The organism is Clostridium sp. AF17-21AC, assembly GCF_003461365.1.
Lineage (GTDB): Bacteria > Bacillota > Clostridia > Lachnospirales > Lachnospiraceae > Coprococcus > Coprococcus ammoniilyticus.
This window is the reverse complement of record NZ_QTWY01000009.1, coordinates 19,671-46,430: the sequence shown is the minus strand read 5'-3', so window position 1 is coordinate 46,430 and position 26,760 is coordinate 19,671. Positions and strand designations below refer to the sequence as shown.

At 43.1% G+C, this 26,760-nt stretch carries 18 protein-coding genes and 1 other RNA gene; 14 read left to right on the top strand and 5 right to left on the bottom strand.

Annotated features, from left to right (window positions below; genetic code table 11):
- Positions 1 to 7 precede the first annotated feature (7 nt).
- The 4 genes from dnaG to DWW85_RS11890 all read left to right on the top strand — a co-directional run bounded on the left by dnaG (position 8) and on the right by DWW85_RS11890 (position 4,776).
- Positions 8 to 1,777 (top strand): DNA primase, encoded by a 1,770-nt coding sequence (dnaG, locus tag DWW85_RS11905; protein ID WP_117808765.1) that lies wholly within the window; start codon positions 8 to 10, stop codon positions 1,775 to 1,777.
- A 40-nt stretch (positions 1,778 to 1,817) separates the two neighbouring features.
- Positions 1,818 to 2,951: an RNA polymerase sigma factor RpoD gene (rpoD, locus tag DWW85_RS11900; protein ID WP_021943499.1), complete on the top strand. Its 1,134-nt coding sequence runs from the start codon at positions 1,818 to 1,820 to the stop codon at positions 2,949 to 2,951.
- Between the two features lie 18 nt (positions 2,952 to 2,969).
- The gene (locus tag DWW85_RS11895) at positions 2,970 to 3,704 is read left to right on the top strand and encodes a class I SAM-dependent methyltransferase (protein ID WP_117808764.1); all 735 of its coding nucleotides are present in this window, start codon (positions 2,970 to 2,972) and stop codon (positions 3,702 to 3,704) included.
- Between the two features lie 70 nt (positions 3,705 to 3,774).
- Positions 3,775 to 4,776: a nucleoside kinase gene (locus tag DWW85_RS11890; RefSeq protein ID WP_117808763.1), complete on the top strand. Its 1,002-nt coding sequence runs from the start codon at positions 3,775 to 3,777 to the stop codon at positions 4,774 to 4,776.
- A gap of 191 nt (positions 4,777 to 4,967) precedes the next feature.
- On the opposite strand, the gene rnpB is transcribed toward DWW85_RS11890, so the two are convergent.
- Positions 4,968 to 5,318: RNase P RNA component class A (rnpB, locus tag DWW85_RS11885), an RNA gene on the bottom strand.
- Positions 5,319 to 5,502: 184 nt separating this feature from the next.
- On the opposite strand from rnpB, the gene DWW85_RS11880 reads away from it, so the two are divergent.
- Positions 5,503 to 6,216: a hypothetical protein gene (locus DWW85_RS11880; RefSeq protein WP_021943496.1), complete on the top strand. Its 714-nt coding sequence runs from the start codon at positions 5,503 to 5,505 to the stop codon at positions 6,214 to 6,216.
- A 309-nt stretch (positions 6,217 to 6,525) separates the two neighbouring features.
- Here the strand turns inward: DWW85_RS11880 and DWW85_RS11875 are convergent, their stop codons facing one another.
- Positions 6,526 to 7,275, bottom strand: coding sequence for a pseudouridine synthase (locus tag DWW85_RS11875; protein WP_330599199.1), 750 nt, complete (start codon positions 7,273 to 7,275; stop codon positions 6,526 to 6,528).
- A 425-nt stretch (positions 7,276 to 7,700) separates the two neighbouring features.
- Between DWW85_RS11875 and DWW85_RS11870 the strand changes: the two genes are divergently transcribed.
- Positions 7,701 to 8,999, top strand: a complete 1,299-nt coding sequence (locus tag DWW85_RS11870; protein ID WP_181986568.1) for a cell wall hydrolase — start codon at positions 7,701 to 7,703, stop codon at positions 8,997 to 8,999.
- Positions 9,000 to 9,021: 22 nt separating this feature from the next.
- Positions 9,022 to 11,661 (top strand): YfhO family protein, encoded by a 2,640-nt coding sequence (locus DWW85_RS11865; RefSeq protein ID WP_181986567.1) that lies wholly within the window; start codon positions 9,022 to 9,024, stop codon positions 11,659 to 11,661.
- A 45-nt stretch (positions 11,662 to 11,706) separates the two neighbouring features.
- Here DWW85_RS11865 and DWW85_RS11860 read toward each other — a convergent pair whose 3' ends face one another.
- Together DWW85_RS11860 and DWW85_RS11855 are read right to left on the bottom strand one after the other, a co-directional pair.
- Complete coding sequence (locus tag DWW85_RS11860) at positions 11,707 to 12,330, bottom strand: response regulator transcription factor (RefSeq protein ID WP_117808759.1); 624 nt, start codon at positions 12,328 to 12,330, stop codon at positions 11,707 to 11,709.
- A gap of 5 nt (positions 12,331 to 12,335) precedes the next feature.
- The gene (locus tag DWW85_RS11855; RefSeq protein ID WP_181986566.1) at positions 12,336 to 13,226 is read right to left on the bottom strand and encodes a histidine kinase; all 891 of its coding nucleotides are present in this window, start codon (positions 13,224 to 13,226) and stop codon (positions 12,336 to 12,338) included.
- A gap of 16 nt (positions 13,227 to 13,242) precedes the next feature.
- Here DWW85_RS11855 and DWW85_RS13075 point away from each other — a divergent pair, with 16 nt between their 5' ends.
- The 4 genes from DWW85_RS13075 to DWW85_RS11840 all read left to right on the top strand — a co-directional run bounded on the left by DWW85_RS13075 (position 13,243) and on the right by DWW85_RS11840 (position 16,953).
- Positions 13,243 to 13,368 (top strand): hypothetical protein, encoded by a 126-nt coding sequence (locus tag DWW85_RS13075; protein ID WP_278286981.1) that lies wholly within the window; start codon positions 13,243 to 13,245, stop codon positions 13,366 to 13,368.
- A gap of 342 nt (positions 13,369 to 13,710) precedes the next feature.
- On the top strand, positions 13,711 to 14,667 hold the full coding sequence (locus DWW85_RS11850; protein WP_117808757.1) for an ABC transporter ATP-binding protein: 957 nt from the start codon (positions 13,711 to 13,713) through the stop codon (positions 14,665 to 14,667).
- Positions 14,668 to 14,678: 11 nt separating this feature from the next.
- Positions 14,679 to 15,812 carry an ABC transporter permease gene (locus tag DWW85_RS11845; protein WP_117808756.1) on the top strand — a complete coding sequence of 378 codons (1,134 nt, stop codon included), beginning with the start codon at positions 14,679 to 14,681 and terminating at the stop codon, positions 15,810 to 15,812.
- Positions 15,799 to 16,953, top strand: a complete 1,155-nt coding sequence (locus DWW85_RS11840) for an ABC transporter permease (protein ID WP_117808755.1) — start codon at positions 15,799 to 15,801, stop codon at positions 16,951 to 16,953. Before DWW85_RS11845 ends, DWW85_RS11840 begins: the two co-directional genes overlap by 14 nt.
- 276 nt (positions 16,954 to 17,229) lie before the next feature.
- On the opposite strand, the gene DWW85_RS11835 is transcribed toward DWW85_RS11840, so the two are convergent.
- Complete coding sequence (locus DWW85_RS11835) at positions 17,230 to 18,456, bottom strand: argininosuccinate synthase (RefSeq protein WP_021944730.1); 1,227 nt, start codon at positions 18,454 to 18,456, stop codon at positions 17,230 to 17,232.
- Between the two features lie 201 nt (positions 18,457 to 18,657).
- Between DWW85_RS11835 and DWW85_RS11830 the strand changes: the two genes are divergently transcribed.
- From DWW85_RS11830 to gltB, 3 genes are all read left to right on the top strand, one after another.
- Positions 18,658 to 20,484, top strand: coding sequence for an LCP family protein (locus tag DWW85_RS11830; protein ID WP_117808754.1), 1,827 nt, complete (start codon positions 18,658 to 18,660; stop codon positions 20,482 to 20,484).
- Positions 20,485 to 20,591: 107 nt separating this feature from the next.
- Positions 20,592 to 21,887 carry a glycoside hydrolase family 3 protein gene (locus DWW85_RS11825; protein WP_181986565.1) on the top strand — a complete coding sequence of 432 codons (1,296 nt, stop codon included), beginning with the start codon at positions 20,592 to 20,594 and terminating at the stop codon, positions 21,885 to 21,887.
- A gap of 323 nt (positions 21,888 to 22,210) precedes the next feature.
- Positions 22,211 to 26,758, top strand: coding sequence for a glutamate synthase large subunit (gene gltB / locus DWW85_RS11820; protein WP_117785160.1), 4,548 nt, complete (start codon positions 22,211 to 22,213; stop codon positions 26,756 to 26,758).
- Positions 26,759 to 26,760: the final 2 nt, after the last annotated feature.

Sequence of the window (26,760 nt, the reverse complement as noted above, 5' to 3'; positions counted from 1 at the left end):
GTAGTCGTTGTACTATTCAGATGAAGTGATAGATGAGGTGATATCCAGAAATGATATTGTGAATGTGATATCGGGGTATGTCAGTCTCAGGAAAAAAGGAAGGACGTTTGAAGCCTGTTGTCCATTCCATCATGAAAAGACACCGTCTTTTAAGGTGGACCGGGACAAGCAGTTGTATCATTGTTTCGGATGCGGAGCTGGAGGAAATGTATTTACATTTATCATGGAATATGAGAATATGTCATTCCCGGAAGCCGTACAGTATCTGGCGGATAAGGCAGGCATGACGCTGCCGGAGAGTAATCAGTCCGGACAGGATGCATCAAGAGAGAAATATAAAATATTGCTTCGGGATATGAATAAGACCGCAGCAGCATATTTTCATTATATCATGCGACATACAGAGCATGGAAAGAAAGCCTATGAGTATTTTAAGGGCAGAGGCCTTTCGGATGAAACAATCAATCAGTTCGGTCTGGGATATGCAGACATTTACCGGGATGATCTGTATCGTTACCTGAAAGGAAAAGGATATACAGATGCAGAGTTAAAGGACTCCGGTCTGGTTTTGATCGATGAGAAAAATGGCGGATCGGACAAGTTCTGGAATCGTGCGATGATTCCGATTCTGGATATCAATGGCAAGGTGATCGGATTTGGCGGACGAGTCATGGGTGATGGAAAACCAAAGTATATCAACACCAGTGATACAGTTGTATTTGATAAGAGCCGGAATCTGTTTGCAATGAATATTGCCAGGAGAAGCCGGCGAAAAGGGTTTATCTGCTGCGAGGGTTATATGGATGTCATATCCATGCATCAGGCGGGCTTTGATAATGCGGTAGCATCACTTGGAACTGCATTTACCTTTGGACATGCCAATATATTGAAGCGATATACAAAGGAAGTATATTTGGCATATGACAGCGATGGTGCAGGTGTTGCGGCTACGCTGAAGGTTATATCGATCATGCGTGAAGTAGGTATCTCGGCGAGAGTCATTAATATGCGGCCGTATAAGGATCCGGATGAATTTATTCAGACACTTGGCAGTGAAGCCTTTGAGGAGCGAATCAAGAATGCAGAAAGCGCGATCATGTTTGAGGTTCGTATGTTGTCGGAACAATACAATCTGAACGATCCGGAGGAGCGAACCTCCTTCCACAATGAGACAGCAAAACGACTGGCACAGATAGAAGAAGTGCTGGAGCGTAATAATTATATAGAAGCGGTATCGAACCTATACCATATTGACAAGTCAGGTCTTACAGATCTGGTACACAAATACGGAATTGCAGGTGTTCCGCGGTCAGAGATTGTAGAACGGGAAGAACGGCGGGCAGAGCATGAAAGCAGAGCTGCCGATCCGGCAAAGAATAAACCAATGAAGCTGCTTCTGACATGGATGGTCAACGAACCGGGATTATTTCAGAAACTGGATGGAATCATTGATGAAACCTGTTTTGAAGATGGTGTTTACCGGGTAGTGGCTGATAAGCTGTATTCCCAGTATCGGGAGAATGGCAGGGTAGAGCCTGCGAGCATCGTGACGACATTTGAGTCGTTGGAGGAACAGCGGCTGGTGGCAGAGATGCTTCAGACGAACATCGGAATTGATATGACGCAGGAAGAAATTAATAATGCAGTGACCGATGTTGTAAAAAAGATAAGTTTAAGCAGTATAGAAGATAAGCTGGCAAAGACAAATGATATAAGCGAGATGCAGAGCCTCATACATGCCAAAGCGAATCTTACAAAGCTGCATATTTCCTTATAGAATGGATAAACTATTATATATTTATGGAGGATCATGATTTATGGAATCAAAAGAGAATAAAGAGCAGATTGAAGAGAAATTTCAGGCGAAGCTTCAGGGCCTGCTTGAGATGGCAAAAAAGAAAAAGATGGTAATTGAAGATACAGAGATCATACGTTACTTTAATGATGCAAAAGAAATTGAGCTGAATCTGGAACGGATGGAGCAGATCTTTTCATTTTTAGAGAGCCACAATGTAGATATTCTGACAATCACAGAAGAGGATGACGATGAGGAGCTTTTGTTAGAGGATCTGGAAGAGGATGTGGATGTAGATAAGATCGACATTTCTGTACCGGACGGTGTCAGCATCGAGGATCCTGTCAGAATGTACTTGAAGGAAATTGGTAAAGTGCCTCTTCTGAGTGCAGAGGAAGAAATTGAACTGGCAAAACGTATGGAAGAAGGCGATGAGCAGGCAAAACAGAAGCTTGCAGAGGCGAACCTTCGTCTGGTTGTCAGCATTGCAAAGCGTTATGTTGGACGTGGTATGCTGTTCCTTGATCTGATTCAGGAAGGAAATCTTGGTCTGATCAAAGCAGTAGAAAAATTTGACTACAGAAAAGGTTATAAATTCTCCACATATGCAACATGGTGGATCCGTCAGGCAATTACAAGAGCAATCGCAGATCAGGCAAGAACAATCCGTATTCCGGTTCATATGGTAGAAACGATCAACAAGCTGATCCGTGTATCCAGACAGTTATTACAGGAACTTGGCAGGGAGCCACAGCCGGAGGAGATTGCAGAGGTTATGGATATTCCGGTTGAACGTGTGCGTGAGATTTTGAAGATTTCGCAGGAACCGGTATCCTTGGAGACACCTATCGGTGAGGAGGAAGACAGCCATCTGGGTGATTTTATTCCGGATGATAATATGCCGGTTCCGGCAGATGCTGCTGCATTTACTTTATTGAAGGAACAGTTGGTTGAGGTACTTGATACGCTGACCGAACGTGAAAAGAAGGTACTTACCCTTCGTTTTGGTCTGGAAGATGGAAGAGCAAGAACACTGGAAGAGGTTGGTAAGGAATTTAATGTAACCAGAGAGCGTATCCGTCAGATCGAGGCAAAGGCTCTTCGGAAGCTCAGACATCCAAGCAGAAGCAGAAAACTGAGAGATTATATATACTAAAATAGGGATGGAGAGCATATGATAGAACTGTCGAAACGGATGCAGTCGGTTGCAGATATGATACAGCCGTGTGATGCAGTCGGAGACATCGGCTGCGATCATGCATTTGTATCGATATATCTGGTAGAACAGCGCAGAGCAAAACGGGTGATCGCATCCGATGTCAGACGGGGACCGATTGCGATAGCAAAACGGAATATTGAAGCAATGAACCTGTCGGATCAGATTGAGATTCGTATGGGTGACGGGCTTGATACAATTGTGCCGGGCGAGGTAAACGCTGTTGTTCTGGCTGGAATGGGCGGTATGTTGATGATTGACATTCTGGAACGCGGCGAAGAGGTGGTTACACGTTGTGATCAGCTTGTGCTTCAACCACAGTCGGATATTGAAAAGGTCAGACGATATCTGGCAGAAAAAGGATATCATCTTGCAGATGAACAGATGCTGATCGACGCCGGAAAATATTATAACCTGTTGGATGTAAGGGTTCATGAGATGGTGCAGAAGGATGAATATGATTGTTCAAAGCTTGCTGATGACTGGTGCTATATGTATGGTGGAAGCCTGTTACGAAAGAAAGATCCGGTTTTACGGTCGTGGCTGGTAAAACGGCGGGATACAACGGCCGGGCTGATCAACAGCCTAAGTGGTAAGAATACGGAGAATGCGGCAAAACGGCTGAAGACAGTAAAAGCAGAACAAAAGACCATTTGTGCAGTTTTGAAGCAGGTATATGGCATAGATGGATGACAGAGATCGTGGATGATATGATCATCAGTGGCCTTTGTTGACAGAAGGGTTTTGGAGGTTTATTAGAAATATGAGCGAAAAAGCGGTACATAACAGCGTGCTGACTTTAAAAGAGCTTGCAAAGAAATGGGCAGTCCGTGTAGGGGCTGATTCGGTTGAAAAGATCAATGAGATCGTAGAAGCAGGGAAAGGCACGGAATTGATCCTTGTATGTGAAGCCATGCAGCAGAATGCGATCTATGATATAGCCAGAAGTATCCGCAGAGAGAAAAAAAGGATTGTGATGATCGCAGGACCAAGCTCTGCCGGAAAGACGACATTTTCACACCGGCTTAGTATACAGCTTTGTGCACTTGGACTGCATCCGCATCCGATTGCAGTTGATAATTATTTTATCAATCGGGAAGATAATCCAAAGGATGAAAATGGAAATTATAATTTTGAATGTCTGGAAGCTTTGGATGTAGAATTACTGAATCATGATATGAATCAGTTGTTAAGCGGACAGACAGTTGAACTGCCGGAATTTGATTTTATGAATGGCAGAAGACTGTACAAAGGGGATAATTTGCGTATAGGGACTCAGGATGTTTTGATTCTGGAGGGAATCCATTCACTGAATCCCAAAATGTCATATGCACTTTCAGATGAGGATAAATATAAAATCTATATCAGTCCATTGAATCAGCTTATGATTGGATCAGAGGATAAGATTTCTACACTGGACAGCCGGCTGATCCGCCGGATCGTCCGGGATAACCGAACCCGTGGCCATGACATAGAACGAACTCTTTCGATGTGGCAATCCGTCAGACAGGGAGAGGAACGGTATATATTCCCATATGAAGACAATGCGGATGTGATGTTTAATTCCGGATTGTTGTATGAATATTCTGTGCTGAAAAAACATATTGAACCACTATTGATGGCAGTAGAAGAAACGTCTCCATATTATTCAGACGTCCTTCGATTAAAAGAGCTGACTGATCGGTTTCTTCCATTGGAAGAAACCGTCGTACCATTAAACTCCATCTTACGCGAGTTTATCGGTGGAGGCTGTTTTAAAGTCTGAGGATGATTCTCACTTTGTATAAGTCAATGAACAGATAAATGGGCTGGCTATATATGTATGAAACAGACCTTTTTCTACGTCGGTGCTTAACGAGCCGCTTGAAAAGCGGAGAGTTTAGAACCGCTACGTAGAAAATAGAACGCGAGTGTTCTGTGAAATACATATATAGCCAGCCCATTTATCGTCAGTATGATAAAAGCTGGACGATAAGCCGGGTTATGTCGAGAGTGATCATCTATCTAGGCTTTATGTTGCCATAAAGCTCAAGCGACCTACCTGAGACTTGACGGGCAGCCATTCGTCTCACAGCCGAAGCTGCTTTTTTGGTCTTGCTTCGAGTGGGGTTTACAGAGCCTGTTCTGTTACCAGAAGCAGCGGTGAGCTCTTACCTCGCCTTTCCACCCTTACCATATACATGGCGGTTTATTTCTGTTGCACTAGCCTGGGAGTTTCCTCCACCGGACGTTATCCGGCACCCTGCCCTGTGAAGCCCGGACTTTCCTCACCTGTCATATGACAGCCGCGATCACTTGTCCAGCTCATTACTTTTATAGCAGAATAGGGACGAAAAGTAAAGGGGAAAATATAGAAACAGAAACATGGTTTTCAAAACTACTTCTCATGGTATAAAAAATGGTTGAAGTGAATGGAGATGGGTGTTATAATCTCTCTATAGAAGCCTGATAATAAGTATTATCAAAGATTTGATATAAGAGGGTGAATAATATGGAGAATAATTATCTGTTAAATAAAGATTATATCAGAATAAAAAACATGAATACGATCAGCTATGGTGGTAATCAGTCATGGTGCAAGAGTAAGAAGATGCAGAAGGTAGGCTGCGGAGTGATCGCACTGGCGGATATATCCATCTATCTTGCAGAACAGAATCCCGGACTTATGACAGATGCAATCCGCAAGATCAACAAGCCGAAGGGACTTTATAACAAAAATGATTACCTTGAATATGTGAAATGGTTCTATAAGCATTATGTATTTTTCCTGTGGTATAAAGGAATGACAGGCGTGACGATAATGAATACATTGAACCGTTATTTTATGCTGAATGATATTGGACTTCGTGCCAGATGGAGACTGTTTTTATCTGACGAGGAAATGATGAAACAGATCAGGCATTTGATCCGTAAAAATAAGCCGGTTGTATTATCAATTGGTCCGAATATACCAAATGTATTTGGAAATAAAGGAATCCATATGTATGTGGAAAAGGATGGGCGGATGCTTGCGTCCATGAAGAAAAATGTTCACAGCCATTTTGTTGTTGTGACAGGAGTAGAGGAAATAGCAGGTCATGAATACCTGATCGTTTCTTCATGGGGTAAGAAATACTACATCAGCTACGAAGAGTACCGTGATTATGTAAAACATTCCGGCGGAAGAATTACAAGCAGCATCCTGTACATCAAAGGAATGATCTAATACGGAAATGTCCTTCTGTAGTTTGTGCGGATATTGTTATTTATTACAAAACATATACAAGGGGTTCTGCCCCGGATACAGACAACCACTATAATATGACTCGCTGCGGTTTCGATTCGCTGCACATGCCTGATTCGTAAATGCTTCTGCGCTAACTCGCCTTTGGCTCGAACAAGCGCTCGCATTTACTGGCAATGTGCATCTTATTTCGAAATCCTCGCTTATGTCATATTATAGTGGTTGTCTGTATCCGGGGCAGAACCCCTTCTGTATGTTTATAAGGAATAACAATATCAGCGCAAAGTTAAATTAAAAAATTTTCTGTATTAATGCCTGTAACTCGGTTTCTGTCAGTTCGCGGAATTCGCCGGGAGCGAGGGCTTCGTCCAATGCCAGACTACCCATGGACAGGCGTTTTAAGTAGGTGACTTTCATGCCGAGGGCTTCAAAGGAGCGTTTGACCTGATGGTAACGTCCTTCGGTGATCGTCAGAAGAATTTCAGAGGTGCTGGTATCAGGATTGGTGCTTTTTATGACCAGAGTGCCCGGCTTGGTTGGCTTATCATCTCCGATATCCAGACCTGCCTTGAATGCTTTGATATGTTCTTCTGTTACCAGCCCGTCGATACGGGCAAAATATGTTTTTGCTACATGCTTGGATGGGGATAAGAGATTGTGGGACAGTTCTCCATCATCTGTGATGAGCAGCAGCCCTTCTGTATCAATATCCAGTCTGCCGACAGGAAACAGATTTTTTACAGAAACAGAACCTTTTAACAGATCCAGAATGGTTGTGTGCAGATTGTCATTGGTTGCGCTGACACAGCCTGCCGGTTTGTTCAGCATGTAATAGTGGTGCTTTTGATAGCCAATAACCGTTCCGTTGTAAGAAATCTGGTCTGTATTTTCATCAATCTTCTGTTCAGGAGATTTGCAGACCGTTCCATTTATTGATATCATTCCCTTTTTAATATATTGTTTTACCTGGGATCTGGAGCCGATGTCCTGATTTGCCAAAAATTTATCAATTCGCATAGCTGTTACCTGCCTTTTGTTCATTTGTTGAGTCTAAAACCATGCCTGCTGGCTGACGATTTTTCACCATTATAGCATGGATTTTTCGTTGCTGTGGAATAAATTCAGTAAATTTCAGAATATGGCAGGTATTGTGCGAAAATGTTATAATAAATCTGTAATTATGACGGAAATGTTAAGTGTGTGATTACAAAGCAATATTACAGCAGATTATATAAAATAAACAAAAAAATCCTTTGTTTATTCACAAAAAATTAATACATTTTACTATAAAAAGTTGATGCGGGGGACATATGCGTATTGACATGAAATCAAAATTAGAGTATTATTTTTAACAGAAATGTAACATTTTGTCATGGTTTTTAATAAATAGGTACGAAAAGATGAGAATTAACAAAAAAAATAATCGTTTTTCCCATATGAGGAGAGGTTTATTCAGTTATAGATATATGAAACGTAATCTGCTTGTAGCAGCAACTACGGTCGTTACGGTAGCAGGAATCGGACTTGTTGTTAAGTATGGGGAGGCGTTGGATCACAACCCTGCTTACCTGAACAGTCAGACCATTCAGACTGTTGAAGTGGAGACAACCAGTGAAGAGACTGCTTCTGTCGATACGACTGCACATCAGAACAATAGTACAACCAAGAAGGCAGCACAGAAGAAGACAGTAGTAGCAAAAGCAGAAGAGAAGTCCGAATTTGATGGTAAATTTATCGCCAAGATTGACGATACATTAAATATCCGTAAGGAAGCATCGACGGATTCTGATATTGTTGGAAAGCTGTTTGATGGTAATGTAGGTGATGTTCTGGAAACAGATGGTGACTGGGTGAAAATTTCCTCCGGTGATGTAACGGGATATGTAAACAGGGATTATATTCTGACCGGTAAGGATGCAGAGACATATGCGGCAGATTATAAGAAAGTGCTTGGAACAGTAACGGATGATACCGTCCGTGTACGTGCAGAGAAGTCAACAGATTCTGATATTCTTGAGCTGGTAGCAAAGGATACGGTTCTTCCTGTAGAGGAACAGGATAAGAACTGGGTTCAGGTAACACTGGCAAATGATGTTACCGGGTACATAGCAGCAGATTATATCACAGTTGCAGAGTCTTATGAGTACGCAATGACAATCGATGATTATACAGCAATGGTTGATGCAGAGACACAGAAAACAATAGAAGTTGCATCTGCAGAAGAAGAGGTTGCATCTGAAGAAGCATCAGAACCTGAGGTTATGTCAGTAGATGAGCCGACAACGGACGATACGACAGAAACACCGACGACAGAAGAGGTGACCACAGAGGCTCCGACAACGGAAGAACCTGTTACAGAAGCACCAACAACAGAGGAAGCGACGACAGAAGCATCTTCTGTAGATCCATCTCAGTATGATGATGCTTATCTGCTTGCCTGTCTGGTCAGCATGGAAGCTGGATATGAGCCATACGAAGGTCAGCTTGCAGTTGCAAATGTGGTTCTGAATCGTGTAAAGAGTGGTAGCTGGGGCAATTCAATCTCATCTGTAATTTATGCACCAAATCAGTTTCCGATGGCAACCGGAAGTGTGATGCAGGGATATCTGCAGAACGGACCGCTGTCTACTGCACAGCAGGCTGCAGATGATGCATTAGCAGGAAATAATAATATTGGATCTTTTATGAGTTTCTTGAATGTGAATTATATTGATACGGATTCCTTATCCGATTATACGGTTATTGGAAATCATTGTTTTTATTAATAAGTGAATGGATGTAAGAGATATGTTGAGGCAGATGAATGTAAAAGATAATTATAACGATGCTCAGACAACTCAGAAGAACAGAAGGTACATGCATGGTATGATGTACCTTCTGTTGTTTCTGTTTTGTCTGGGCTTTTATATTGTAAATATGATAATAAACGGACAGTATCCATTTGGAAGCCACAGCTTTCTGTATCAGGATGCATATGATCAGTATACAGGAATGCTGCAGACCTTTCTGGAATGGCTGCATTCCGGAGATAAAAGTACCTTTTTGTGGGATCATGGTCTGGGAATGGACATGCTTTTAAATATGTTTTATTACTGTATGAGCCCGTTTAATATCATAGCAGTAATATGCGGATCCGGACATGTGGAGCTGGCAATGGTTATTATGATCGTTGTCAAAGCTTCTCTGCTTGCTCCTTCGGGACTGTATTTTTTCAGACGTACAGAGTTGAAACGGTATGCAGATGAAGAAACTGGTCGTGGCTGGCAGACAGCAGTTGAAATTGTTTTGTCTCTGTCGTATGCACTGTGCGGATTTGTGCTGGTATATGAGCACAATGTAATCTGGCTGGATGGTCTGATCCTTGTACCGTTTCTTGCGATCGCAGTAGAACGGATGGCTGCCGGTAAGGGAAAGATTGCTTATACAGTGCTGCTTGCGGTTGGATTTATCGTGAATTTTTATTTTGCCTTTTATCTGTGCCTGTTTATCGTGCTGTATTTCCTGTTACAGGACTGGAAAACTCTTCGTGAATTTGGCAGGGGGATTCTCCGGTTTCTGATCTGGTCCGTTATCGCAGGGATGATCGCAGGTGTGGTACTGGTTCCTGCTTTTTATGCAGTGTTGCATTTGTCCGGGGCAGGAAGTATGGATGATAAGCTGCCGTGGTATCAGCTTGGTAATATCGGTAATTTTATCAATTCATTTTACCCGTTGAATAAGGTGACGACAGGCAATCTGTTTAATCATAATAATTATTGTGGCACACTGATTGTATTGCTTGTGATCCTGTTGTTCTTTATGAAGAAGATAGAATGGACCTGGAAGCTCCGGTATCTGACAGTTCTGTTATTTCTTGCATTTGCAATGAATCAGGCAGGACTGAATTATGTGCTTCATGGATTCGCAGTCACACACGGTATGGGAAATCGTTTTGCATTTATCTGGACATTTTTGCTGCTTGGGGCAGCCTATGTATGTCTGTTGAATATAAAGAAGATCCGGATGTGGCAGGCAGGAGCAGCATTTGGAAGCTGCCTTGTATTGTTTCTGCTGGAGCTGTTCTTCAATCGCGATGAAACAAATCCAAATTCCTATGTAGCGGTACTCATATTTATCGTTGCTTATTTTGGTTTGTTTGTCTTTGTACTCCGGAAAAGCATCAAATGGAAGACCTTTTATATATGGGTGGTCAGCCTTTGGATCATAGAGCTGGTGTTAAATGGCAGCTATGTACTGAGTGCAAAGGGAAATAACAGAAGTCTTACAGATGATATAAAACAGACATCCAGGGAAACGGCATATGCAGAATGTGATCTGGAAGCCGGAGAACGTAAGACGGCATTGTATTCCTATGATTATCTGCAGTTATCAAATACAAACTGCTATTCCTCCATGGCAAATGGTTCTGCCATTGATTCCTTTGCTAGTCTTGGATTATCACATTATCAGAATATAGAGTATACCTACAGAAGAACGACTCCGGTTACAGCACTGATGTATAATGTCCGGTATATTATGACAAATGAATTAGGAGCAGCAGGTGGATATCATATGGTGGCAGCACCGGATGGAACATATGGATATCTGTATGAGGCGGATGCTCTTGCAGGGATGGGCTTCCTTCTGGATGAGGACATTCTGAACTGGAGTGGAGAGAAGAGTGCAGCCGAAAATCAGAATGATCTGGTGATGCTTGGAATGGGGCAACCGGAGTTTTCAGATCTGTTTGAGAAGAAAACGGTTACAGATGATATGATCTCATTTACCGGTCTGGATGCAACAAAGCAGGGGGAGGGTGTCTATGCATATACAGCTCAGGCGGATATTGCAACCTCCATGATCGTTTCCTATAAAGCAGAACAGGCAGAGGATCTGTATGTAGAGTGTTCGGATACCAGATTGCAAGGCGTTGATGTTTATGTGAATGGTCAGCAGGTTGTTGGCTCGGTCTATCCGGAATCAGCAGGCATGATACATATTGGAAATGTAAATGCAGGAGATGAGGTTAAGCTGCGATTTGCTACAGGAGCAGCTATGAATGAATCGGGCATAAAGACAGTTGCCTTGTATGCGATAAACGAGGAAACGGTTCAGGCATTTAAAGAGTATGTGTTAAAGAATACAATGGAATTTGATGGGTATGACGGCAATTGCTTAAATGGACATATAACAGCGGACAAGGCTGGAATCCTGTATTTGGCGGTTCCGTACAATGAAGGCTTTACGGCTACTGTAGATGGGAAAAAGTTGGCTCCTGTAAAGATTGGAACCGGCCTGATGGGCGTTCCGGTTGAAGCAGGTGACCATGTAATTATGCTGACTTACCATACACCTTATCTGATGGTGGGTGTATGCCTGTCTGTGATTGGAATATTAATATTGGCAGGATATTTGATTATCCGTCGAAAAAAATCATCCGATAAATAATGGACATAAATTATTTGTTTATAAAATGCAGATTTTGAAAACAGATCATAATAAATTCTTATAATAAAAACAGGCAACCTGAGTGCGGTCGCGCAGGTCAAGCTTCATAAGGATATTACTGAGATAATTGCGGACGGTTCCTTCCGAGAGGAAGAGCTGCTCTGCAATTTCTTTGTTATTCAGACCATCGGCAATCAGCCGGATCAGTTCAAATTCTTTTTCTGTCAGATTGTAGGACGGATAATCAAAACGATCTTCAGCCTGTAACAGGGTAGGGATCTTGTTCATGATCTCATTTCCAAAAACAGTTTGTCCGTTGTGTACGGCGGTGATCGCAGATGCAACGGTCTCAAAATCCTGTTTTAAGATGTAACCCTTTGCGCCGGTCCGGATGGCTTTGATGATATAGTCATCATCGGCGAAGGTAGTAAGTAACAGAATCTTTGCGTCAGGGTGTCCGGTGATGATCTCTTTCGATGCGGTCAGACCATCCATGCCCTCCATACGGATATCCATTAACAGAACATCGGGAATGTATGTATCGTACAGGGAGATGGCGTCGTGACCATTTGCGCCGGTCGCAAGTACGGTAATATCTGAGTAAGATTCTAATATGATCTTTAAAGATGCACTGACAAATGCATCATCATCAACAATTATAATATTCATGCAGTTCAATCTCCTTTTCGTGTGCGTTTTGGAATACTGACAAACAGGCGGAAGCCGGAATCGGTTGTGATCTGTAAAGTACCGGATAAGGCTTGGACTCGCTCCCGGATGTTAGTAAGTCCGATGCCTGAGGAGTCTGTATGGTGAATGTCTGTTCCGTTATCATGGATCATCAACTGATAGAGACCCGGATGTTCCCGGATCAGAATCGAGAGCTGATCGCCGTTGCTGTGCTTTACGGCATTAGTGATCGCTTCTTTGGCAATGCTGATAAGGCAGTATTTGATATCCTTTGGAACAATGTTGCTCATATCATATTCAAATGAAGTATGAAAGCCTGTTATATCATTCAACATATCCTGAATGGCACCTTTTGTATCGATAGATTCATCGTGGAGGTCGTGGACACTTGACCGTATGTTGTTCATGGCAGTATCCAGCGTTGCACGGAGATCGGAAAGTGGATTGGTAAGAACCGGTTCTTTGTTGATCGTCTGGATCGCACCTACCTGAAGAATGGATCTTGTGAGCATGTGACCGACATTATCATGGATCTCTCTGGCGATACGGTTTCGCTCTTTTAGGGTTGCGGTATAGATCCTGTTATCCTGTTCCTTCTGGATCATGTGAATCCGTTCCCTTGCCAGAAGCTCGTTTGTCTCCGATGTATCCGTAAGGTGTTTCATTTGTTGATGAAGGGTGGCAAGCTCTGTGGTCAGATATCCGTATAACATGCTGCACAGACAGAGAACACATATTAAAAGAAGTGTTTCTACAGAAAATTTTGTTGTAGCCAGAATGATAGCAAGGATCCCGATGGGAGCAGTATAACAGACCGGCCGTCTGCTCAGATAGAAGCAGAAAAGCGGAAGAAATACAACAAGTTCAGGAATCATACAGCACAGAATAAATATGCCTGCATGGATCAGAGTCAGAGATGCAGGTGGGAGTCTGTCAGCAATCAGCATCGTGCCAAAGGCTAGAATGATCGTAAGCAGGATATATATTACGCTGTGTGTGGATATCGAAAAAGTGTGAATACACATAATACAGCATATTGCAAATATAAGCAGTCGTGTCAGAATTTGCTTCATAACTTCCCCTTGTATATGGACCGGTCACGCGAGGGTCAGGTAATTGCGTGAACCGGATCGGATTCATAAGTGACGATATTAGTATACCTGTTGAAAAATACAGCGTCAATTGACTACAGTTGAAAAACTCCGGATTTTAAAAGAATGTGACAAATGTCATATTATGGATGTGAAGATTGGCACTGAACAGAATTGTCCTGGTATGGTAGAATGACAGCATAACATAGAAAACATGCGATGGGTTTCAGGTGCGATGCCGGAAGAAACAATAGCATCCGAATAGAAAATGAATGAGGAGACAGTTATGGAATATGCGATTGAAGTAAAAGATCTGGTGAAACGATATAAAGATTTTGTGGCATTATCACACTTTGATCTGGAGGTAAAAGAGGGCGAGATCTTCGGTCTGCTTGGACCGAATGGATCGGGCAAGACGACGACGATCAATTGTATCTTGTCGCTGCTTACATATGATCAGGGCGATGTCCGGGTATTTGGTAAGAAGATGACATCGACGAGCTACGATCTGAAACGGGAGATTGGTGTTGTAATGCAGAATGTGGCTGTATTTGACGAAATGACGGTATATGAGAATATTGATTATTTCTGTGGACTGTATATCAGGGATAAAAAGATGAGAAAACAGTATGTAGAGGATGCGATCGCATTTGTCGAGCTTCAGGACTATAAGAAGTTCCTGCCGAAAAAGCTGTCAGGAGGACTTCTCAGACGATTAAATATTGCGTGTGGAATCGCGCACAAACCGAAGCTGATCTTTTTTGATGAACCGACGGTGGCGGTAGACCCACAGAGTCGGAACAAGATCTTAGAGGGAATTGTGGAGCTTAATAAGAAGGGTGCAACGATCATCTACACTTCTCATTATATGGAAGAGGTAGAACAGATCTGCAGCCGGATATTGATCATGGATAAAGGACAAAAGGTCGCCCTTGGTACGAAGGAAGAACTGAAAAAAATGATAAAGAAGACGGAGAGTATCTTCATAGAAGCTCCGGCACTGACAGATGAACAACTGCTGGAGCTGAGACAGCTTCCGCATGTGTATGACAGTTCATACCAGGATGGAATGTTGAAACTGATCTACTCCGGTGGAAATCACAATCTGATCCGGGTTATGGAATATATGAAGGAGCATGCGGTATTATTTGGAAAAGTATATACTGAGCTTCCGAGTCTGAACGATGTGTTCCTTGAGATCACCGGAAAGACGCTTCGGGATTAGGAGGGGTGGATATGTTTTGGCATAATTTTAAATATGCAGGTAAAATGCTGATAAAAGGAAAAGATACGCTGTTCTGGACGATACTGTTCCCGATCGCATTATTCACATTCATGTACATGGCATTTGGAAATATCATGGAAAAGGATGAAATGTTTAAAGATATCCCGGTTGCGGTTGTGAGGGATGGCGAGAACGATACAGCGCTTATGATGGTACTGTCTACGCTCTCTATGGACGGCGAAAATAAACGGATCGACATGGAGGTGCTTAGCGAGAAAGAAGCGCTTCAGAAGTTAAAGGATGAAGAAGTGACCGGTGTGATCTATACATCGGATGCGAACCTGACTGTGAGACAGAGTGACACCAAGGAGTCGATTCTGGAATCCATTCTGAATCAGTATAAGCAGATGGAACAGATGTATCTGAATCTGATACAGAAGAATCCGGAGGCTGCACCGGAGATCATTCAGAAGGCAGTGCAGAGTGATGCGGTATATTATGAAGAGATTTCTACATCGGACGGATGCCAGAATGAGTATTATAATTATTTCTATGCAGTGCTTGCTATGAGCTGTCTGTTTTCTTCTTTTGCCGGAATCACAAGAATGCACAAGCTGCAGGCAAATGAAAGTGCGCTTGGAATGCGTCGTTGTCTGTCGCCAAATCCTAAACTTGTGACCGTCCTGGCGGAGTATCTGGCATTACTGCTGGTTCAGTTTACCGCAGAGGTTATTACTGTGATCTATATGCGGCTGTTCGGTGTACAGTTTGGTACGAAATATCCGGCTATTTTACTGGTGCTTTTTATTGCATGTAATATCGGTATTGCCGGGGGAATGCTGCTTGGTTCCTGGTCAAAATGCTCATATGGAGGAAAGATTGGAATTGCGGTAGCGGCCAGCCTGACGTTCTCTTTTATGGCGGATCTGATGGTTCATGGAATTAAAAACAGTATTGAAGATAAACTTCCGATTCTGAACCGGATCAATCCGGCAGTGTTGGTAACGGACTGCCTTTATGCACTCAATGTATACGATAATTACGATCGTTATTTCAGAAATATCCTGATCTTAACCGGTATGGCTGTCTGTCTGCTTGGAGCGAGTATTTTGGTCTTAAGGAGGAACAAATATGCAAGTGTTTAAATCCTATTTTAAAATCTTAAATAAGAAAAAAGGCTCAATGCTGATGTATATTGGGATCTTTGCAGGCATTATATTTGGATTTATATTGCCAAATTCCGGTAAAACAGAAGATGAATATAAAAGCATGAAGTGTAAATTCGCCTGGTTTGATTATGACCAGACGGCAGAAAGTGAAGAACTGTTTTCGTATCTGGATCATGCACATAAACATGCTGAATTAAAAACAGATACAACGGAAGCGATGCAGGACAGTCTGTTTAACCGGAATACAGACTGTATCGTCCGCATTAAAAAGGGTTATGCGGATCATCTGGATAAGGAAGATCTGTCCGATTATATCGAGATCGTTGCAATTCCGAACCGGAGCAAGGTGGAACTGTTTGAATCGGACGTGAATAAATACATCTCTTATCTGAATGCATATTTTGCAGCCGGATATGACCGGGCGGAGGCAGCAGCTCAGGTAAATGAACTGTTTCAGATCAGAACGAATGTAACAATGACAACCGAAGACCATGGTGGAAAACATAGTACGAGATATACATTTTTCAGTTATCTGGGCTGGATATTTGTGGTCATGATGATCGAAGGTGTAAGTCCGGTATTGATCGTATATGACAAAAAAGAATTAAGAGAACGGATCGCAAGCTCGGCATATAAATATTCCAATATGACAAAAGAAATCCTTCTCGGTACGATTGTAACAGGATTTCTTGGATGTGCTGTATTTGCGGTTGGAGGATGCTTTGTATTCAGAAAAGAAATGTTTACGGCAGCAGGACTTGGGAATCTGCTCAATATGGTCTGCTACATGTTTGTAGCCATGGCGCTTGCCTTTCTTGCAAGTAAGATTGCCCGAAACGAGGAAGGTTTCAGTATGATCGGCAATATAGTGTCCCTTGGTATGGCGTTCCTGTCCGGCATCTTTGTTCCGGTGGAATTCCTTGGAGCAGGGGTCATTAAGCTGGCACATTTTCTTCCGGCTTACTGGTATGTCAAAGTCGTTGATCTTCTGGACTATGAGGCAAAGATACCATCGGAAGCATTCGTATATATGGGGATCGAGGTGCTCTTTGCAGCCGCCATCATCACAATCGCAATCGTGATCGACCGTGCCAGAAACCACCGCCTGGTAGCGTGAAAATATCTAAAAAATAGAAGCGGTATTCCTGTTGTGAAGGAAACATATCTGGAAATCGATATATAAAACAAAATGGGAAATAGCATTACTATTATGAAGCAAGCCTTTTTAACGCCGGTTCTTAGCGAGTCGCCATGGGCGAGGAGCTTAGTACCGTTGCGTTAAAATAGAGTGCGAACGACTTGCGGAATAATATGTAATGTATTTCCCATTTTATTTCAAAGATTTACGGAAGAAATTTCCTTTATAACAGGAATGCCGCTTCCATTTCAACTATTATTTGTCGTTGTTCTTGTTCTTCTCGTTCATCATTGCGCGGACTTTCATGGACAGGCCGAACAGGTTGATGAATCCGGTTGCATCCTTATGGTCATACAGCTCACCGGTAGTGAAGCTTGCAAGACTCTCAGAATACAGAGAATATGGAGAGGTGGTTCCGGCTTTGATGATATTTCCCTTGTACAGTCTCATCTTAACCTGACCGGTAACGGTCTCCTGTGTCTTTTCAACAAATGCCTGAAGCGATTCACGAAGAGGGCAGAACCACTTTCCTTCGTATACAAGATCGGCAAACTTGGTTGCTACGAGCTTCTTGTATGCAAGTGTTTCACGATCCAGAGTCAGCTCCTCTAACTGTTTGTGAGCTTCCATCAGAATTGTTCCGCCGGGAGTCTCATAGACGCCACGGGATTTCATACCAACAACACGGTTCTCAACGATATCGATAATACCGATACCATGCTTTCCGCCTAAACGATTTAATTCACGAATGATATCAGAAACTTTCATCTTTGTACCGTTAATAGCAGTTGGGATACCCTTTTCAAAATCAAGTGTCAGATATTCATCCTCATCCGGTGCCTTTTCAGGGGTAACACCGAGAACCAGAAGATCATCGTAGTTTGGTTCGTTTGCAGGATTCTCCAGTTCCAGACCTTCATGGCTGATGTGCCAGATATTACGGTCACGGCTGTAAGAATGAGCAGCATCAAATGGAAGATTAATACCATGTGCCTGACAGTATGCGATCTCCGCATCCCGGGAATCCAGCTTCCATTCCGGCTGTCTCCATACAGCGATAACCTTGATGTCAGGAGCAAGAGCCTTAATTGAAAGCTCAAATCTTAACTGATCATTTCCTTTTCCTGTTGCACCATGACAGATCGCAACAGCACCTTCCTTACGTGCAACCTCAACTAATTTCTTAGCGATCAGAGGTCTTGCAAAAGAAGTACCAAGTAAATATTTATTCTCATATACAGCATCTGCCTGAACGGTTGGCATGATGTATTCATCACACAATTCATCAACAACATCCAGAATGTATAACTTGGAAGCTCCTGAATATTTTGCTCTTTCGTCCAGCCCTTCCAGTTCACTTTCCTGTCCTACATCGATGCAGGCGCAGATAACATCGTAATCATAAGTTTCTTTTAACCAAGGGATGATAGCTGTTGTATCAAGACCACCTGAGTATGCAAGAACAACTTTGTCTTTTGCCATTTCTAAATCCTCCTTAAATTCATAAAGTTTTACCTGCAAATAAATATATAACGGTAATGAATATTATGCAAGTATTTTTGGAAAATGCTGGTCTGAAAATCGGACTTTGAAAGGAATATTGGTTGTAAATTACACTTTTTTATTGTATCATGTAAATAATAATGTCGTAAAATAAGTTGCAGAGAGGATGTCTTTATTTATATGGATAAGAAGACTACACAATTCGATCAACGTCTATCCGAATATCGGGACAGACTGTTACAACGGAATAAGGAAATGACGACTGACGATGATGACCGGATCGATGCGATCATCAATGGAAGTGCAGATACAGAGGAAATGGAGGCTCCTGCGGGCATGAATGAGATACAGGAGCAGTCGGAGGCATCGGAGAAGGAAGATACACAGAGAGCGCCGGAACCGGTGTCGGAATCGTATAAAGAGTATGCGGACAAGCTGGAATCTGTATTACAGGAAGTCGGCGTATCAAAGAAACCGGAGAAAAAGGAAGAAAATAAAAAAGAAGAGAAGAAAATCGAAAAGAAAGCTGAAAAGAAAAATGATATTGAAGCTGCGGCAGAACGGGAACGGAAACGGCTGGCAAGAAAGAATGCAGGGCTTGACCAAGAAGAGACTTTGGAACTGACAGAAGAGCCGGAACCGGAAGAACCTGATTATGATGATGACTCTTCGGATGATTTTATGGAAGAAGATGGCGGACGCACATCGGCAGCCAAGGAGAATCTTCAGAATATATTGTTTGGCGCCGGCCGGGCATTTCAGAATCTGAAAAAGGAACAGGAAGAGAAAGAGGATAAGGACAGGGAACGGAAACAATCTGGAACTGTATCTGTTGTTAATCGTTGGCTGATCGTCGGAATTGTCCTTTTGATTGTCTTTATCGTGCTGACGATAAGTTATATTGGAGCAAACAAATCATACAAATATAACCAGATGGATATCCGTCCGATTGCGGAATCAGACCTGACAGTGAATGATGGCGTGGAAGATGCGACGAAAGGATATACAACGATCGCATTGTATGGTGTGGATTCCAGAGACGCCAATCTGAATACAGGAACCAACAGTGATACGATCCTTCTTGTCAGTATCAATAATGACACAAAGGAAGTAAAGTTGGTATCCGTGTACAGAGATACATTGTTTGAGATCCAGGGTGAGACACCGGTTACACAGAAGGTAAATTACGCATATCAGTTGGGCGGAGCATTAATGTCAATTAACACACTGAACACGAATCTGGATCTGAAGATCACAGATTATATAACGGTAGATTTTAATGCGATGTCAAGCATCATCAATGCACTTGGTGGTGTGGAGATAACGATCGAAGAGGAAGAAGTCAACAGCCTGAATAAGAATCTGGCAGAACAGATCGCAATATCAGGAGAATACTCCAATGGTGTTCATTCTGCGGGGAAACAGCTCCTGAATGGTCAGCAGGCAGTAGCCTATACCAGGATCCGGAGCAATGCAAAGGGTGATATTACCAGAACCGAACGACAGAGAATCGTTCTGTTAGGTCTGATCAGCAAGCTGGGAAATGCAGGAACCGATACGATCCGCAATCTGCTGGATGTATCCTTTAGCTGTATCTCTACCAGTCTTACAAAGACAGAGGCGGAGGAGCTTGCGAAGAATGTTGCTTCTTACAAGATCACAGGCAATACGGGCTTTCCATTTGCCTACAGCTTCGCATCCCTTGAGGATAAGGGCAGTGTGATCGTGCCTGCAGATATGGCGGCAAATGTAACAGCACTTCATGCATGGCTGTATGGAGACAGCGGATATTCGGTATCGACAACGGCGGCTGCGATCAGTAAAACGATTGCTGATGAAACCGGTGTGGCATCAGCAGGCAGCATTGATATCGAGCAGGCGGTCAGTGAAGTTACGACTGAGTCGACGGAGTCTGCTTCAGAAGCTGGAAACGGTACAGAAGAAGATGATTCATCGGATGTGAAGACGATCACAACACCTCCGGAGGGTATGATAGAAAATGAATAGTCGGCAGATGCCGGGTAAATAGATTCAGACAGAGAACCTGAGAACTGTATCCGATGCGGTTTTCAGGTTCTTTTTCACAAGCACAAAGAAAGGCAGGTGTCATGCATATGAGAAAACGATGGTGGATATCCGGTATCCTGACCGTTGTTCTGACAGCAGGATTTGGAGCCGGGAATGCCGGAAATGGTAATCAACAACTGAATAGGGTAGAGCAGGATGCAATCACCCATGTATGTGCGGCAGAGCTTCCGGATGAAGAAACAGAGATCGTTCCGTTTCGTGGAAGAGAAAGCTATATCCTGTCAGAGTGGGAGCTGGAAACAGAAGGTAAGCTGGAACAGGCAGCTATGGTAAAACAGTACATATCTACGATGACACTGCGGGAGAAGGTGTGCCAGATGATCATTGCCGATCCGGAGAATCTGGTCACAACACATGATGTCACAAAAGTGGATGTGGAAATGAAACAGGCACTTGCAGACTATCCGGTAGGCGGGATTATGCTGAAGTCCAGAAATATCGAAAGCAAAAAGCAATTAAAGAAGTTGATTAAAAATTTGCAGAAGCAATCGGAAATCGCATTATTCCTTGCGGTAGATGAAGAAGGTGGAAATGTCAGCCGGGTACTGTCGAACCTCGGAAACCGGGAAGGCGGGACGCTCGATCCGATGTATGAATATAAGGATGATGGTACGGATACGGCATTTGAAAATGCGAGGGAGCTTGGGAGCAATCTGGCATATTATGGGTTTAATCTGGATTTCGCACCGGTGGCTGATGTGTGGTCGAATCCTAAGAATACCGTGATCGGAAAACGGGCATACAGTGATGATTATGAACAGGCGGCGGAGCTGATTCCGTATGCAGTGGAGGGCTTTCATGCCGGTGGCGTGATGTGTACCCTGAAGCATTTTCCGGGACACGGGGATACCGTTGAGGATTCCCATTATGGAACGGCGTATGTAAGGGCAACGCTGAAAGAACTGGAAACGCAGGAGTTTGTTCCGTTTCGGGCAGGAATCCAGGCAGGGGCCGATTGTGTTATGATCGGGCATCTGGTAGTACCTGACATATCAGATCAGCCGGCGGATCTTTCGGAAACACTGGTTACAGACTGTCTGCGAAACGAGCTGGCCTTTCATGGATTGATCATCACAGACTCCTTTCAGATGGAAGCGATCACGGATCATTATGAACCGGGAGAAGCTGCGGTGCGGGCAATCCAGGCAGGTGTGGATCTGATCCTTGAACCGGAAGACCTTGGGGAAACGGTTGAAGGGATTCTGACTGCATCAGACAAGGGAGAACTGACTGAGAAGCGGATCGATGAAAGCGTGGAACGGATACTGATGGCAAAACAGGTAAATGGAATCCAGATGGATCATAAAATTGAGAAACAATAGTAACACAATTCAAAAATATGATAGAAAACGATGAAAACATCAAAAAGAAAATTATGAGTAAAAATGCAATTCATGGGAATAAAACCACATGAATTGCATTTTTAAATATACAAATATAATAAATTGCAAATACAAAATACTTTATAAAATTAAGTTTGCAAACTATCTGACAATTTGACGAAAAAAGTTGTTTACAAATGGAAAAAAAGATAGTATGATTACAAATCATAAAAAGCACAGAGCTGTATTTGAGAAATACTATCAGATGATCGGGCAGTAGGATCTCAACAGGCACTGACAATAAGTTGGAAAGGAAAACGAGCATGGAAGATAACAGAAACGTAGCAAATCCAGGGTTATACCGTGAAGAATATGAACATGATAACTGTGGTATCGGTGCCGTTGTGAATATCAAGGGCATTAAGACACATGAGACCGTAAATAATGCGTTAAAGATTGTTGAAAATCTGGAACACAGAGCAGGAAAAGATGCAGAAGGAAAAACCGGTGACGGTGTAGGTATCCTTCTTCAGATCTCACACAAATTTTTCAGAAAAACCGTTGCAGAACTTGGATATGATCTGGGTAAGGAACGGGATTATGGTGTTGGTATGTTTTTCTTTCCACAGGATGAACTGTCAAGAAAACAGGCAATGAAGATGTTTGAGGTTATTGTCGAGAAAGAAGGACTGGAGTTCTTATGCTGGAGAATGGTTCCGACGACTCCGGGTATCCTCGGTAAGAAAGCTATTGATGTTATGCCATGTATCATGCAGGCGTTTATCAAGAGACCGGCAACCGTAAAAGCAGGACTTGATTTTGACCGGAAGCTGTATTTTGTCAGAAGAATATTTGAAGAAAGTAACGATGATACCTATGTGCCATCACTTTCCAGCAAGACGATCGTATATAAAGGTATGTTCTTAGTTGGAGAGCTTCGTAAGTTCTATAACGACCTTCAGGATCCGGATTATGAATCAGCAATCGGACTTGTACATTCAAGATTCTCAACGAATACAACGCCTAGCTGGCTTCGTGCACATCCATACCGTTATCTTTGTCACAATGGTGAGATCAATACGATCCGTGGAAATGAAGATAAGATGATCGCCAGAGAAGAGACAATGGAATCCACGATCATGCAGGATGAGATGTACAAGGTTATGCCTGTACTTGATCCAAATGGTTCCGATTCTGCCAGACTGGATAACTGTCTGGAGTTCCTGGTATTAAATGGCATTCCGCTTCCACTTGCCGTTATGATCACGATTCCAGAGCCTTGGGAGAATGACCGATTTATGAGTCAGGAGAAAAAGGACTTCTATCAGTATTATGCAACTATGATGGAACCTTGGGACGGACCTGCATCGATCCTGTTCACAGACGGAGATATCATGGGTGCAGTGCTCGACCGTAACGGACTCAGACCTTCCAGATATTATATAACAGATGATGATTACCTGATCCTTTCCTCAGAGGTTGGTGTATTAGAGGTCGATCCGTCAAAGATCGTAAAGAAGGATCGTTTAAGACCGGGACGTATGCTTTTAGTTGATACGGTAAACGGCCGTCTGATCTCTGATGATGAGATCAAAGAAAAATATGCAAAAGCAAAACCATATGGTGAATGGCTCGACAGTAATCTGGTCAAGTTAAATGACCTGAAGATCCCGAACATCCGTGTAGAGGAATATACCGATGAAGAACGGGCAAAGCTTCAGAAAGCATTTGGTTATACATTTGAGGACTTTAAGAATACGATCTATCCAATGGCTGAAAAAGGTGCAGAAGCGATCAGCGCAATGGGAACGGATACTCCGCTTGCTGTACTTTCAAACAGTGACAAGCCATTGTTTAACTATTTCAAACAGTTATTTGCTCAGGTAACGAATCCTCCGATTGATGCGATCCGTGAGGAGATCGTTACATCAACTTCCGTATATCTTGGAAAGGATGGCAACATTCTGGAAGAGAAGCCGGAAAACTGTCATGTATTAAAGATCCATAATCCAATCCTTACAAATACTGATATTTTAAAGATCAAGAACATGAAGGTAGAAGGATTGAAGGTCGGCGTTCTTCCAATCCTTTACTATAAGAATACATCACTGGAAAAAGCGTTAGACCGGTTGTTCGTAGAAGCAGACAAGCTGTACCGTGATGGTGTAAATATCCTGATCCTGTCAGACCGTGGTGTCGATGAAACACATGTTGCGATTCCTTCCTTATTAGCAGTTTCGGCTATGCAGAAGCATCTGGTAAGGACCAAGAAGAGAACTTCGGTTGCAATCATTCTGGAGAGTGCCGATCCTAGAAATGTGCATCATTTTGCAACCCTGCTTGGTTACGGTGCCTGTGCTGTCAACCCATATCTGGCAATTGAGACGATCAAACAGATGGTAGACAGTCATCTGTTAAATAAGGATTTCAATGCGGCTGTTGATGATTACAATGCAGCGATCATGCATGGCATCGTAAAGATCGCATCCAAGATGGGCGTATCAACGATCCAGTCTTACATGGGATCCCAGATCTTTGAATGTATCGGACTTTCCAAAGAGGTCGTTGATAAATATTTCACAAATACAGTAAGCTGCGTAGGCGGTTCCGGTATCAAGGAGATCGAGAAGACAGTGGATGCCCTTCATTCATCTGCATTTGATCCGCTTGGCCTGGATACTAATCTTGCACTGACAAGCATCGGTGCACATAAGTTCAGAAGCGGTAAGGAAGAGCATCTGTATAATCCACAGACGATCTACCTGCTGCAGCAGGCGACCAGAAGAGGAGATTACAGCCTGTTCAAGCAATATACCGCATGTCTGGAAGATGAGACAAAACCATTCCATTTGAGAGGACTGATGGAATTCAAATATGCTGAGAATCCAATTCCGCTGGAAGAGGTAGAACCGGTAGAATCCATTGTAAAACGTTTCAAGACCGGAGCAATGAGTTATGGTTCCATTTCACAGGAAGCACATGAATGTATGGCGATCGCAATGAATACGATCGGTGGTAAATCCAATTCCGGTGAAGGTGGAGAGTCGATCGACCGATTAACAATAGGAAAAGACGGTAAGAACCGTTGCTCCGCGATCAAGCAGGTAGCATCTGGACGATTCGGTGTTACATCCAGATATCTGGTCAGCGCAAAAGAGATCCAGATCAAGATGGCACAGGGCGCAAAGCCGGGTGAAGGTGGACATCTTCCTGGTGGAAAGGTATATCCATGGATCGCAAAGACTCGGTTATCTACTCCGGGTGTCAGCCTGATCTCACCACCACCACATCATGATATTTATTCGATCGAGGATCTGGCACAGTTGATCTACGATTGCAAGAATGCAAACCGTGATGCAAGAATCTCTGTAAAACTGGTATCAGAAGCCGGTGTTGGTACAGTTGCAGCCGGTGTTGCAAAGGCAGGAGCACAGGTTATCCTCATCTCCGGTTACGATGGTGGTACCGGTGCAGCACCAAATAACTCCATTCATTATGCAGGACTTCCTTGGGAGCTTGGTCTGGCAGAGACACACCAGACATTGATCAAGAATGATCTTCGTAACAAGGTTATCCTTGAAACCGATGGTAAGCTGATGACCGGACGTGATGTTGCAATCGCAGCCATGCTTGGTGCAGAGGAATTCGGATTTGCAACAGCTCCGCTGGTAACCATGGGCTGTGTAATGATGCGGGTATGTAATCTGGATACCTGTCCGGTTGGTATCGCTACACAGAATCCGGAGCTTCGTAAGAGATTCAAAGGCAAACCGGAATATGTCATCAACTTTATGAAATTTATTGCAGAGGAGCTTCGTGAATATATGTCGAAGCTTGGTGTCAGAACGGTGGATGAACTGGTAGGACGTTCCGATTTGTTATATGCAGGAAAGGGAGCAGAGGACAGAAATGTTGATCTGTCACTGATCATCAATAATCCATATATTGACGCACCTCAGAATAAGATCAAATATAACGAGAAGCATCCATATGACTTCCAGCTTGAAAAGACGATCGATATGCGTGTTCTGTTAAAGAAACTTGGACCTGCTCTTGAAAAGGGACAGAAGAAGAGTATCGAGATCGATGTTGTGAATACCGATCGTTCCGTTGGTACGATCTTCGGATCAGAGATCACAAAGCGCTATGGAGATACCTTGGAGGATGATTCTTACCTTGTAAAATGTAATGGTGCAGGTGGACAGAGCTTTGGTGCATTTGTACCAAAGGGACTTACCTTAGAGCTTGTCGGAGACAGCAATGACTACTTCGGAAAAGGACTTTCCGGTGGTAAGCTGATCGTATATCCGCCACGTTCCGCAAAATTTGTCCATGAAGACAATATTATTATCGGTAATGTAGCACTTTACGGAGCAACCAGTGGCAAGGCATATATCAACGGCGTTGCCGGTGAGCGATTTGCAGTTCGTAACTCCGGAGCAACCGCAGTTGTTGAAGGTGTCGGCGATCATGGTTGTGAATATATGACAGGTGGTAAGGTGGTAGTCCTTGGACGCACCGGAAAGAACTTTGCAGCCGGCATGAGTGGTGGTATCGCATATGTTCTTGATATGGAGAATGACCTGTATAAGCGTCTGAATAAGGAAATGATCCATGTGGAAGCAGTATCCGACAAATATGAGATCGGTGAACTGAAGCAGATGATCATGGATCATGTAAATTATACAAATTCAGAGATTGGAAAACGAATCCTGGATAAGTTTAATGAGTATCTTCCAAAATTCAAGAAGATCATTCCAAAGGATTATGAGAAGATGATGAACACCATTGTTGCGATGGAAGAAAAGGGTTTGACCAGTGAACAGGCAACGATCGAAGCATTCTACAAGATTAAAAATGGAGGTAAATAGAT